This is a genomic window from Acidibrevibacterium fodinaquatile (genome assembly GCF_003352165.1).
GTDB classification, from domain to species: domain Bacteria; phylum Pseudomonadota; class Alphaproteobacteria; order Acetobacterales; family Acetobacteraceae; genus Acidibrevibacterium; species Acidibrevibacterium fodinaquatile.
In genome coordinates this window covers 3,726,514-3,738,092 of sequence record NZ_CP029176.1, presented here as the reverse complement: position 1 = coordinate 3,738,092, position 11,579 = coordinate 3,726,514, and the positions used below count along the sequence as shown (strand labels likewise).

The following is an 11,579-nucleotide window of genomic DNA, read 5'->3' as shown; positions in this document are numbered from 1 at the left end:
GGTCAGGGCTCGGCGGCTTGCGGGGCGAGGGTGCGGGCGCGCGGCAGATCCAGCGTCACGCGGGTGCCGATCTCGGGCTTCGATTCGATGGCGAGGCGGCCGCCATGGGCCTCGATCAGGCTGCGCGCCAGGGTCAGACCGAGACCGAGGCCGCGGCTGTCGGCGATGCGGCGTGGCGGCTCGGCGAGCCCCGCCGGTTCGGCATGCACCAACCCCGCCCCTTCGTCGGTGATGATCAGCGCGAGCCCGCCAGGGTGCGTCTCGGCGCTGATTTCGATCCAGTCGCCATGGCCAGAGCTGCGCGCGGCGTGGCTCAGGGTGCGGAGCAGCACCTGACGAAAAGCCCGCCGGTCGGCGCGCAGGGTGATCTCCGCCAATTCCGGCGCAATTCGCCATTTCCGCCGGCTCGGCCCGAGGGTCGCAACCACGGTCGCCACCGTTTCCTCGATCAGCGGGCCGAGCGCCAGCGCCTCGTCATGAAGAACGGGTTGCTGGCGCGCCGGGTGGAGATGCTCGTCGAGATCGTCGGCGAGGCTGAGCAGCGTTCGGCTCAGCGTCTCGATCGCCGCCGGGGCCGCATGCCGCGCCGCCGGGTCGGACCCTTCCGCCGCCAGCACCTGCGCCTGGCCATGAAGGCGCAGCGTGGTCTGGCGCAGCTCATGCACGGAAAGGGCAACCAGCCGGGTCAGCGCCGCGCACCGTGCTTCGGCCTGATCGGCCGCTTGCCGTGCCAGCCAACGCGCCTGGCGCGCACGCTGCAGCGGGCGCAGGAGGGCAACCCCAGCCGCCACACCGCCGAGCAGGAAAGAGGCCAATGAAAAAACCAGAATAGTCTCGCTCATGACACGAGACTAACTCCGCAAAAGCAAAAGCCTGGTTAACGTCGTTCAGCGGCCTCGCGAACCGATTTTTCGCGAAGCAAATCTCTCAGGCGGCGGCTTGCGCGCGGCGGGCCTGGGCGCGAAGCAGGCGGCGTTTCAAAACCTGCGCTTCCGCCGGCAGTTTGCGCGCCGGCGTTGCGATCAGGAAGGCATCGATGCCGCCATTATGCTCGATGGTGCGAAGTGCGCGCGTCGTCACGCGGAGCGTCACCTCGACGCCAAGCACATCCGAGAGCAGGGAAGTTTCCTGAAGATTGGGCAGGAACCGGCGGCGGGTCTTGTTGTTGGCGTGGCTGACGTTATTGCCGGTCAGCACGCTTTTCCCGGTGATCTGGCAGCGGCGGGACATCGCGAAATCCATTTCCTGAAGCCGATGGACGCAAAAACGAAAACCCGGCACGGCGTTCGCCACGCCCGGGCGACAGGCTTATCCCCAAACCCGCCGCCGCCGTCAAGCGCCAGGGGAAGAGAAGGGCAAGATCGTTCTTTTTTGAAAAAAAGAACCAAAAAACTTTTGTCCGTTGGGCAGTGCCGCAGGCACTGCCCGCTCCGAAGATGCTCGCCGCTCCAAGGGAACGGGGAAAAGGTCTTTTTGCTTCTTTTTCTTCAGAAAAAGAAGGACTTACTTTTATACGCCCGCTAACCGCGCGCGCGCATGATCCGTGCTTTGTCGCGCTGCCAGTCGCGGGCGGCGATGGCGGCGCGTTTGTCGGCTTTTTTGCGCCCCTCGCCGAGGCCGAGCAGCAATTTGGCGCGGCCACGATCGTTGAAATGGATCTGAAGCGGCACCAGGGTCACGCCTTCGCGCGAGACCGCGCCGGCGAGTTCGCGGATTTCCTTGCGCTTGAGCAAAAGCTTGCGTGGCGCGCGCGGCTCAAAGCGCGACAGCACGCCACCCTGGTATTCCGGGATATAGGCGTTGAAGAGGTAGATTTCACCCTCGCGCTCGCCGGCCCAGGCCTCGCTCAAGGTGGCGCGGCCGAGACGGAGCGATTTCACCTCCGCCCCCTTGAGCACGAGGCCGGCCTCGACGGTGCGGCCGATCGCGTAATCGAACCGCGCCTTGCGGTTTTGCGCCGCAACCCCGGTGGTGATCATGCGTGGGCCCTTCTCGCCCTTGCCGGCCATCGCCGCGATCCCGCGCCGGTCAGGCGATGAGGCCGAGCCCGGCCATCGCCGCGCGCACCCGTCCGGCGGTCGCATCGGCGATCGGCGCCAGCGGCAGACGGCAGTGCGCCGCAGAAAAGCCGAGCAGGGAGGCGGCGAATTTCACCGGCCCCGGGCTGGTCTCGGCGAAGAGCGCGTCATGCAGCGGCAAAAGCCGGTCCTGGATCGCCATCGCCTCATCGATCCGCCCTTCCGCCCAGGCGCGCTGCATGCTCGCGCAGAGTTTCGGCGCGACATTGCCGGTGACGCTGATGCAGCCATGGCCGCCAGCCGCGAGGAAGGCGAGCGCTGTATGGTCCTCGCCGGAAAGCTGGCAGAAATCCGGGCCGCAGGCGGCGCGGGTGTGGAGCGGGCGGGCGAGATTGGCGGTCGCGTCCTTGACGCCGACGATATTCGGATGTTTCGCCAGCCGCGCCATGGTCTCGACACTCATGTCGATGACGCTGCGGGGCGGGATGTTGTAGATGATGATCGGCAGATCGACGGCGTCGGCGATCGCCGTGAAATGAAGAAAAAGCCCTTCCTGGGTCGGTTTGTTGTAATAGGGCGTGACCACCAGCGCGCCGTCGGCGCCGACGGATCGGGCGTGGCGCGCGAGTTCGATCGCTTCGGCGGTGCTGTTCGAGCCCGCGCCGGCGATCACCGGCACCCGTCCCTTGGCGACGTCGAGCACGATCTCGACCACCCGCTTGTGTTCGGCATGGCTCAGGGTCGGAGATTCGCCGGTGGTGCCGACCGGGACCAGCCCATTCGTCCCCTCGGCGATCTGCCATTCGACGAAGCGCGCCAGCGCCGCCTCGTCCAGCGTACCATCGGCGCGCATCGGGGTGATCAGCGCGACCAGCGAGCCGCGAAACATCGAACCCTTGACCATGATGACCTCCCACCCGACCGGCGGCGAAACCCGCCCGATTATCTACGACCGGCGGGGGATACGCCGCAAGGCCGCGCCGCGCTATAGGGGGGGAATGTCGCACCGCCGAACCGTTTTGCCGCTGCTGCTGCTCCTGCCGCTCGTATTCGCCCCGCCGGTTTGCGCGCAGAGCCCGGCGAACACCCCGGCCAACGACGTCATCGCCGCGATCCGCGGCAATGACTGGCCACGCGCCGCGGCACTCGCGGCGGCGATCGCCGATCCCATCGCCGCCAAGCTCGTCACCTATTATCGCCTGCTCGCCCCGGGCGCCGCGAGCGCCGGCGACATCGCCGATTTCATCGCGGCGAACCCGGATTGGCCGCAGCAGGATCTGCTGGCGCGCCGGCAGGACGAGGCTTTGATCGCGCTCGCCGATGATCGCGCGGCGGCGGCGTTTTGCCTCCGCGCCCCGCCGGTGTTGCCCGAAGCCTGGCTCCGTTGCGCCAATGCCGCGGCGGCGATCGGCGATACCGCGGCGGCGGCGCGGGCCGCGGGCCTTGCCTGGAGCGGCGGCATCGACGACCCGGCGGCCGAGGCCATTCTCGTGGCGCGCTGGCCCGCAGCCCTCACCCCCGCCGCCACCTGGGCGCGTTTCACCCGCCTCTTGCCCCGCAACGCCACTGCTGCCGCGCGCGCTTTGCCGGAAATGACGCCGGCGCAGCAGGCGGCGGCGCGGGCGGCGCTCGCGCTCCACGCCGATCGGCCGGAGGCGGGCGATCTCCTCGCCGCCCTGCCGGCCGCGACACGGGCTTGGCCGTTGGTCTTTTTCGAGACCGCGCGCTGGTTGCGGCGCGCCGGGCGGCTCGCCGACGCGGCCGCACTCTGGCACGCGAGCGGCGTCGCCGCGACCGAGGGTGCCGGCGAGCGTGCCGCCCTCTTCCTCGCCGAGCGCGAAAATCTCGCCCGGCAAATCCTCGCCGGCGGTGATCCTGCCCAAGCCTATGCGGTGATCGCGGGCGGGTTGGCCGGCACCGACGAGCTAGCGCCGGTCACGCGCGTCGAGGGCACGTTCCTCGCCGGGTTCATCGCCCTGACCGCCCTTCACGATCCGGCCCGCGCGGCGCCGCACTTCCAGGCGCTCGCCGCGCTATCGCCGGCGGTCATCACGCAAGCCCGCGCCCATTATTGGCTGGCCCGCACGGCGACCGCAGAGGGCGATCGCGCCGGCGCGCGGGCCGAATATCGGCGTGCCGCGGACTGGCCGGTGACTTTCTACGGCCAGCGTGCCGCCCTCGCGCTCGGCTGGTCGCCGGCGCGGCTGGCTGGGCGCATTCGCGCGCTCCGTGATCCGACCTCAAGCCCCCTCGAGGCGCAGGATTTTGCGCGCCGCGACCTCGCCCGCGCGGCCAACCTCCTCGTGGCATGGGGGGCGGCGAACCGGGCGCGGCCGTTTCTCACCGATCTCGCAACGCGCGCCCCCGAGCCGCGCTATCGCGCCCTCGCCGCGCGGCTCGGTCTCTCCTTCGGCCTGCCCGATGTCGCGGTCGCGATCGCGCGGCGCGCCGGGCGCGATGGCGCGATGTTGCCCGAAGCCGGCTGGCCGCTCGCGGTCGATGTGCCGCCGCGGCCGCTCCCGCCGGCGACGGTGCTCGGCCTGATCCGCCAGGAAAGCAGCTTCGACATCGCCGCCGTGAGCCCGTCGGGCGCGCTCGGGCTGATGCAGCTTCTGCCCGCTACCGCCCGGCAGGTCGCCCACACGCTCGGTCTTGCGCTGGTGAGCGGCGATCTCACCCGCGATGCCAGCCTCAATATCCGGCTCGGCTCTGCTTACCTTGCCGCGCTGTTGGGCCGCTTCGACGGCGCCTTGCCGCTGGCGCTCGCCGCCTATAATGGCGGGCCGAGCAACGTTGCAGCCTGGCTTGCCGCCAACGGCGATCCGCGTGGAGACCCCTCCGAGACCGCGATGATCGACTGGATCGAGCGCATCCCCTTCGGTGAGACGCGCAATTACGTCGAACGGGTCGCCGAGAATATCGTCATCTACCAGGCCAAGCGGCATGAGCCGTTCAGGGATCCGCTCGCGCCATGAAAACCGCCTTCGCGCGCGCCATTGCGAGCGGCGGCGGTGTCGGGTTTCTGCCGCGCGCCCCGGGCACGTGGGCGAGCCTGTTCGCGGCTGTGGTGGGGGCGGCGCTGCTGGCGCTGGGGCACCATGCGCTGCTGGCAGCGGTGCTGCTGGCGGCGATCGGCGGTCTTTGGGCGATCGCTGAGGCCGGCGCCGGGGGCCATGATCCGGGCTGGGTGGTGATCGATGAGATCGCTGGGCAATGGCTCGCTTTGCTGCCGCTCGGCGCGCCGCGGTTTTGGCCGATCCTGCTCGGCTTCGCGCTCTTTCGGCTGTTCGATATTTGGAAACCGGGGCCGATCGGCGGGCTCGACCGCCGCCATGACACGCTCGGCGTGATGGGCGATGATCTCGTCGCCGGCGGTTTCGCTGCGGCGATTTTGTGGCTGGTGCAGAGAGGGGGAGGCTGGTGATGGTTCCGGAGGAGGACGAATATCGTGCGGCGGAGGCTTTGCTCGGCCGTCTTCGCGCGCGCGGGCTCAGGCTTGCGACCGCGGAAAGCTGCACCGGCGGGCTGGTCGCCGCCCTGATCACCGCAATTCCCGGGGCGAGCGACGTGTTCGGCCATGGCTTCGTGACCTATGCGAATGAAGCGAAAATCGACTTGCTGGGCGTGCCGGCGGCGTTGCTCGCGGCTCATGGTGCGGTGAGCGAGGCGGTTGCGCGGGCGATGGCAGCGGGGGCGCTGGCGCGGGCCGCGGCCGGGGTCGCGCTTGCCATTACCGGCATCGCCGGGCCCGGCGGTGGGAGTGCGGAAAAACCGGTGGGGCTGGTCTGGTTCGGGCTTGCGCGCGCTGGCGAGGTGCGGGCGCTGTCACGAAAATTCCTCGGCAGCCGCAACGAGATCCGAGCGGCCGCGACGAGGGAAGCGATTAATCAGCTTCAGGATTTTCTCAACTGAACGCGAGCGTCACGCGTGGGCAGGCGGGTCGAGCCGCGAAATGGCGACGAGAACCGGGGGGAATGCCTCCCCCCGGTCTTTCGCTGTGGCGTTGCGCCGATGGCCTTGCGGCGTGATCAGTTCTGCGTCGCGCCACCCGCCGCCGGTGCTGGCGCGGCGTTCGCCGCCGGTGCGGCCTTCTTGGTCGACTTCTTGTGCGCGGATTTCTTCATCTTGTGATGCTCATTCGGAGCCTTCTGGTCGGTCTGAGCCTCGGTGCCCTGGGCCTTCTGGTCACTCTGCGCGAAGGCCGGTCCGGCGAGGAGCAGGACGGCGGCCAACGCAACCACGAAACGCTTCATACTTATTCTCCTTGGTGTCGCTCGCGACGAATCTAAGTTGCCCGGCTCGATGCGCCGGCCCGTAACCGCTAATCATTCCGCCCGCCCGCGGTCAAGCCCTTAGTCGTCCTCAACTGCTATGCGAAATGATTCGATCGCGAACTCGACGTCCGCGCGTGTGATGTCGAGATGCAACCCGGCCCGCCCACGACCGCGCCCGAAGACGCTGATGAGGACGCCGCGGGCGCGCAGTCGTGCCGCGAGCGTCTCGATCGGAAGACCGTTGGTGAGTTCGAAAAACACCAGATTGGTCTCCGGCGTCTCGACCGCGAGACCCGGAATCGCCGCTAGCCCCTCGGCGAGGCGGGCGGCATTGGCATGGTCCTCGGCAAGCCGCGCGACATGGTGATCGAGCGCGTAAAGGCAGCCGGCGGCAGCGATGCCGCCCTGGCGGAAGGCGCCGCCGAGTCGCTGCTTCCAACGCCAGGCAGCGTCGATGAACGCCGCATCGCCCGCGAGAACGGCACCGATCGGCGCGCCCAACCCCTTGGTGAAATCGAGCCAGACGCTGTCGAACGGCGCCGCCATGTCGGCGGCCGCAATGCCGCTCGCCACCACCGCGTTCAGAAGCCGCGCCCCGTCCATGTGGGTTTTCAAGCCGTGGCGATGGGCGAGGTCGGCGACCGCCGCCAGCGCGGCTTGCGGCCAGACACTGCCGCCGCCGAAATTCGCGGTCTGCTCGACGGCGAGCAAGGTCTGCGGCGCGGCATAGCGATAGCCGCGTGGCGTCAGCGCCGCGTCCAAGGTGGCGGCCTCGAACATCCCGCGCGCGCCGGGAAGGCCGACAACCCGCGCCCCGGCGAGCGCCCAGGGCGCGCCGCCCTCGCTGGTCGCGATATGGGACATTTCGTGGGCGAGAATTTCGTCACCGGGACGGCAATGGGTGAGAATGGCGATCTCGTTGCACATCGTGCCCGAGGGCAGGAACATCGCCGCTTCCTTGCCCAGAAGCGTCGCCATGCGGGCGCAAAGGGCGTTGATCGTCGGATCCTCGCCGCGCTGCTCATCGCCAACCTCGGCCGCCGCCATCGCCGCCCGCATCGCCGGGCTCGGGCGCGATTGGGTGTCGGAAAACAGGTTCACCCTGACCGGCGGCAAAGCCGGATCGGGCAAAGATGGGGCGAGCGCCATCAGGGTTTCGCCGCGGTGACGAGCGGCGAGGCCGGGTTTTGCCGCGCCGGCGGGCCATAGACCTCGCCGGCGCGCTTCAAAAACGCGTTCACCATGCGCCGCACCGCCTCATTGAACACGACGCCGATGGCGGCCTGCAGAATCCGCGAACGGAATTCGAAATCGACGAAGAAATCGACATGTGTTCCCCTCGGGTCGGGCGCGAAGCGCCACTGATTGTTGAGATAGCGGAAGGGGCCGTTTTCATAACGCACGCGAATGAGCGCAGGCCGCTCGAGCGCGACGCGGCTGGTAAAACTTTCGCGAAACGGGCCGAAGCCGATGGTGAGATCGGCGACCACCTCGGCGTCACTCTGGGCCCGCACCCGGGCACCGATGCACCAGGGCAGAAATTCGGGATATTTGCCGATATCGGCGACGAGATCGAAAAGCTGCTCCGGCCGATAGCCGACCACCCGGCGCTCGGCATGGGTCGGCATCGCTAGGCCGCGCAGCCTGCGCTGCGCGCGGCGCGGAGGGCGGCGAAATCGGCGTCGGCGTGATAGGAACTCCGTGTCAGCGGCGAGGCGGCGACCATGGCGAAACCGCGGGCGCGGGCGAGCGCCGCGTATTCGGCGAATTCCTCAGGCGGCACGAAACGATCGACGGCGGCATGCTTGACCGTCGGCTGCAGATATTGGCCGAGAGTGAGGAAATCGACCCCGGCGATGCGCAGATCATCCATCACCTGCATCACCTCGGCGCGGCTTTCGCCCAAGCCCAGCATCAGGCCGGATTTGGTGAATATCGCCGGATCATGCGCCTTCACCTGGTCGAGCAGGCGGAGCGACTGGTAATAGCGCGCCCCGGGGCGGATCGCGGGGTAGAGCCGCGGCACAGTTTCGAGATTATGGTTGAAGACGTCGGGGCGCGCTTGTGCCACCTGCCGCCAGGCCTCGCCCTTGCGCAGGAAATCGGGGGTCAGCACCTCGATCGTGGTGCCGGCGGCGCGGGCGCGAACGGCCTCGATGACGGCGGCGAAATGCGCGGCACCGCCATCGGCGAGATCGTCACGATCGACCGAGGTGATGACGACATGACGCAGACCGAGCCGCGCGATCGCGTCCGCAACCCGCGCCGGCTCATCGCCATCGAGCGGCGCCGGCTGGCCGGTGCGGACATTGCAAAAACCACAGGCGCGGGTGCAGGTATCGCCCATGATCATCATGGTCGCATGGCGGACCGACCAGCATTCGCCGATATTCGGGCAGGCCGCCTCCTCGCAGACCGTATGCAGGCGGTTTTCGGCGAGCAGCGCACGGGTTTCGTGATAGACCGGATGGGTCGGCGCCTTGACCCGGATCCAGGCGGGTTTGCGCGCGATCGGGTTATCCGGCCGGTGGGCTTTCTCGGGATGGCGCGGGCCCGGCGCCGCAACCGCGCCGCCCAGCCGATGATCGATCACAACGCGCATGGCTCTCGCTCTCGCTGTTTCCGCCCGGCGGACCAGACGGCTTTGCCCGAGAAGTAATCGCTCGCGGCGCTCTCTGCAACGCGGCGTGGCGTGCCCATGCCATGCGCGTGGGAAGCGGCCGGAACGCGGCGGCTCGTCTCGGCTTGCGGAGCGTGAGGCCGTCGCGTAAAATCGCGTGGGGAGATTTTCGTCGCAATAATCATCCGCGAGGCATAAAGGCGCGTGGTAAAGGAGTAACGGCCATGACGAGCCGATCCGCGACCGCCGAAACCGAGCCGGCCCCGGTTCCGCGCGAACATGTCCGCCGCGCGCTCGCCCCCTATCTCGCCCTGGCTCCGGGGCGGGCGCTCGCCGATTTTCTGATCGATTATGCGTCTTACGGTGCGGCCATCGCCGGCGTGCTGTTCGCGCCCTGGCTCGCCGCGAAAATTCTTTGCAGCCTCGTCGCCGGCATCAAGATCGCCAATCTCGGCACTCTCGGCCATGACGCGGCGCACGGCAATCTTTTCCGCCGCCGCTGGCAGAACCGCCTGGTCGGCGTTTTAGCCTTTCTCCCCGGCCTCTATAATTTCCGCCTCTGGCTTTACGACCATCACAACATCCACCACATCGTAACGAACGGCGAGCATTGGGATGCCTGGAAGCCGTTCTCGAAAGCGGAATACGACGCCCTGCCGCGTTTTCGCCGCTGGCGCGAGCATCTCTATCGCATGCCGTTCGGGCTGGGCTTTGCGCCCTATTACATCATCGAACGCTGGTGGGTCATGCGGTTCTTCCCGCGCGCATCCTTTCTGCCGGCGCGCTTCATGGCCTCGGCCTGGTGGTATTTCGCGCTGCTCGCGGTCTATCTCGGCGGTTTTCTGGCTTTGCTCGCCTGCGCGCCGCTCTATTCCTCGACCGGCACCGCAACCGCCCTCATCCTCGGCTTCGCGCTGCCGTTCTATGTTTGGCAGATGCTGTTTTCCTTCTCCTCCCTAGTCAACCACACCCACCCCGACATTCCCTGGTTCGACCGCCCGATCGACCGCAAGGGCACCGTGCCGATGGAGCAGATCTCGCTCCATCTCGCCTTTCCCTATTGGTTCGCCCTTTTTGTCCATTTCGTTTACGAGCACCCCGTGCATCACGTGATGCCGCGCATCCCCTATCATCGGCTCTGGGCCGCTCAGCACCATTTAAAAGAGATCGCCCCGCACGATTCCGTGCGTCAGGATTTTTCCTTCGCCTGGCTCAACGACATGCTGCGCCGCTGCAAGCTCTATGATTATGAGCGCAATTGCTGGCTCGATTTCGAGGGCCGGCCGACGGCCGCCTCTCCGCTCAGCGCCGCGCGGCGGGCGGCGGTGGCACGCGGCCGCGGCATGAAGGAAGCCCCGCGAGGCACCCTCGTTGCGGCAGCCGAATAGAGAGGCCAATGTCCGTGAGGCATGAAAGCGCGTGGTGAAGGAGTAATGGCATGACGAGCCGATCCGCGACCGCCGAAACCGAGCCGGCCCCGGTCCCGCGCGAACATGTCCGCCGCGCGCTCGCCCCCTATCTCGCCCTTGCCCCGGGGCGGGCGCTCGCCGATTTCCTGATCGATTATGCGTGTTACGGCGCGGCCATCGCCGGCGTGCTGTTCGCGCCCTGGCTCGCCGCGAAAATTCTTTGCAGCCTCGTCGCCGGCATCAAGATCGCCAATCTCGGCACTCTCGGCCATGACGCGGCGCACGGCAATCTTTTCCGCCGCCGCTGGCAGAACCGCCTGGTCGGCGTGCTGAGTTTTCTCCCCGGCCTCTATAATTATCAGCTCTGGATTTATGATCATCATCAAGTCCATCACCCGTTCAACAATGGCCGCCACCGGGATTCATGGACTCCCCTCTCGAAAGCGGAATACGACGCCTTGCCGCGTTTTCGCCGCTGGCGCGAGCATCTCTATCGCATGCCGTTCGGGCTGGGCTTTGCGCCCTATTACATCATCGAACGCTGGTGGGTGGTGCGGTTCTTTCCGCGCGCGTCCTTGCTGCCGGCGCGCCTTATGGCCTCGGCCTGGCGGTATTTCGCGCTGCTCGTGGTCTATCTCAGCGGATTTCTGGCGTTGCTCGCTTGCGCGCCGCTCTATTCCTCGACCGGCACCGCAACCGCCCTCATCCTCGGTTTCGTGGTGCCGTTCTATGTCTGGCAGACGCTGTTTGCCTTCTCGGTCCTGGTCCACCACACCCACCCCGACATTCCTTGGTTTGACGGCGCCGTCGACCGCAAGGACACCGTGCCGATGGAGCAGATCGCGCTTCATCTCGCCTTCCCCTATTGGTTCTCCTTTCTGGTCCATTTCATTTGCGAGCATCCGGTGCATCACGTGATGCCGCGCATTCCCTATCATCAGCTTTACGCGGCGCAGCGGCGGCTGAATGAGGTGTCGTCCGAGCTGATCGTCTATCAGCGTTTTTCCTTCGCCTGGCTCAACGACATGCTGCGCCGCTGCAAGCTCTATGATTACGAACGCAATTGCTGGATCGACTATGATGGCCGGCCGACGGCCGCCTCTCCGGTCACTGACGCGCTGCGGACGGCGATGGCGCGCAGTCGCGGCACGATGTATGTTCCGCCGCATGGCGCCACGGCGCCGGCGGCGTAGTGCTGCCGGCGCGGAGAAAACCCTACCCGAAGACGCAACCATAAGACGAAAAAGCGGGATTTGCG

The 11,579-nt window shown here is 67.4% G+C and carries 13 protein-coding genes; 5 read left to right on the top strand and 8 right to left on the bottom strand.

All coding sequences use genetic code 11. From position 1 onward, the window contains the following. Positions 1-2: 2 nt before the first annotated feature. The 4 genes from DEF76_RS17680 to dapA all read right to left on the bottom strand — a co-directional run bounded on the left by DEF76_RS17680 (position 3) and on the right by dapA (position 2,907). Positions 3-842: a sensor histidine kinase gene (locus DEF76_RS17680; RefSeq protein WP_114913417.1), complete on the bottom strand. Its 840-nt coding sequence runs from the start codon at positions 840-842 to the stop codon at positions 3-5. An 85-nt stretch (positions 843-927) separates the two neighbouring features. Next, positions 928-1,230 carry a 50S ribosomal protein L28 gene (gene rpmB / locus DEF76_RS17675; RefSeq protein WP_114913980.1) on the bottom strand — a complete coding sequence of 101 codons (303 nt, stop codon included), beginning with the start codon at positions 1,228-1,230 and terminating at the stop codon, positions 928-930. A 290-nt stretch (positions 1,231-1,520) separates the two neighbouring features. Then, positions 1,521-2,009: an SsrA-binding protein SmpB gene (gene smpB / locus DEF76_RS17670; protein WP_114913416.1), complete on the bottom strand. Its 489-nt coding sequence runs from the start codon at positions 2,007-2,009 to the stop codon at positions 1,521-1,523. Between the two features lie 19 nt (positions 2,010-2,028). Continuing rightward, positions 2,029-2,907 (bottom strand): 4-hydroxy-tetrahydrodipicolinate synthase, encoded by an 879-nt coding sequence (gene dapA, locus DEF76_RS17665; protein ID WP_114913415.1) that lies wholly within the window; start codon positions 2,905-2,907, stop codon positions 2,029-2,031. Between the two features lie 13 nt (positions 2,908-2,920). On the opposite strand from dapA, the gene DEF76_RS17660 reads away from it, so the two are divergent. The 3 genes from DEF76_RS17660 to DEF76_RS17650 are packed head-to-tail and all read left to right on the top strand — an operon-like array spanning position 2,921 to position 5,930. Next, positions 2,921-4,993: a lytic transglycosylase domain-containing protein gene (locus tag DEF76_RS17660; RefSeq protein WP_240319055.1), complete on the top strand. Its 2,073-nt coding sequence runs from the start codon at positions 2,921-2,923 to the stop codon at positions 4,991-4,993. After that, complete coding sequence (locus tag DEF76_RS17655; RefSeq protein ID WP_114913414.1) at positions 4,990-5,442, top strand: phosphatidylglycerophosphatase A family protein; 453 nt, start codon at positions 4,990-4,992, stop codon at positions 5,440-5,442. Before DEF76_RS17660 ends, DEF76_RS17655 begins: the two co-directional genes overlap by 4 nt. Beyond that, complete coding sequence (locus DEF76_RS17650) at positions 5,442-5,930, top strand: CinA family protein (protein ID WP_114913413.1); 489 nt, start codon at positions 5,442-5,444, stop codon at positions 5,928-5,930. Before DEF76_RS17655 ends, DEF76_RS17650 begins: the two co-directional genes overlap by 1 nt. 116 nt (positions 5,931-6,046) lie before the next feature. Here the strand turns inward: DEF76_RS17650 and DEF76_RS17645 are convergent, their stop codons facing one another. From DEF76_RS17645 to lipA, 4 genes are all read right to left on the bottom strand, one after another. Next, positions 6,047-6,271, bottom strand: a complete 225-nt coding sequence (locus DEF76_RS17645; protein WP_114913412.1) for a hypothetical protein — start codon at positions 6,269-6,271, stop codon at positions 6,047-6,049. Between the two features lie 99 nt (positions 6,272-6,370). Further along, on the bottom strand, positions 6,371-7,441 hold the full coding sequence (locus DEF76_RS17640) for a threonine aldolase family protein (RefSeq protein WP_114913411.1): 1,071 nt from the start codon (positions 7,439-7,441) through the stop codon (positions 6,371-6,373). After that, positions 7,441-7,920 (bottom strand): type II toxin-antitoxin system RatA family toxin, encoded by a 480-nt coding sequence (locus DEF76_RS17635; protein ID WP_114913410.1) that lies wholly within the window; start codon positions 7,918-7,920, stop codon positions 7,441-7,443. The genes DEF76_RS17640 and DEF76_RS17635 overlap by 1 nt, the downstream gene beginning before the upstream one ends. Before the next feature lie 2 nt (positions 7,921-7,922). Continuing rightward, positions 7,923-8,894 (bottom strand): lipoyl synthase, encoded by a 972-nt coding sequence (lipA, locus tag DEF76_RS17630; protein ID WP_114913409.1) that lies wholly within the window; start codon positions 8,892-8,894, stop codon positions 7,923-7,925. A 242-nt stretch (positions 8,895-9,136) separates the two neighbouring features. Between lipA and DEF76_RS17625 the strand changes: the two genes are divergently transcribed. Next, positions 9,137-10,300 carry a fatty acid desaturase family protein gene (locus tag DEF76_RS17625; RefSeq protein ID WP_162800737.1) on the top strand — a complete coding sequence of 388 codons (1,164 nt, stop codon included), beginning with the start codon at positions 9,137-9,139 and terminating at the stop codon, positions 10,298-10,300. Between the two features lie 50 nt (positions 10,301-10,350). Next, positions 10,351-11,514: a fatty acid desaturase family protein gene (locus tag DEF76_RS17620; RefSeq protein ID WP_114913407.1), complete on the top strand. Its 1,164-nt coding sequence runs from the start codon at positions 10,351-10,353 to the stop codon at positions 11,512-11,514. Positions 11,515-11,579: the final 65 nt, after the last annotated feature.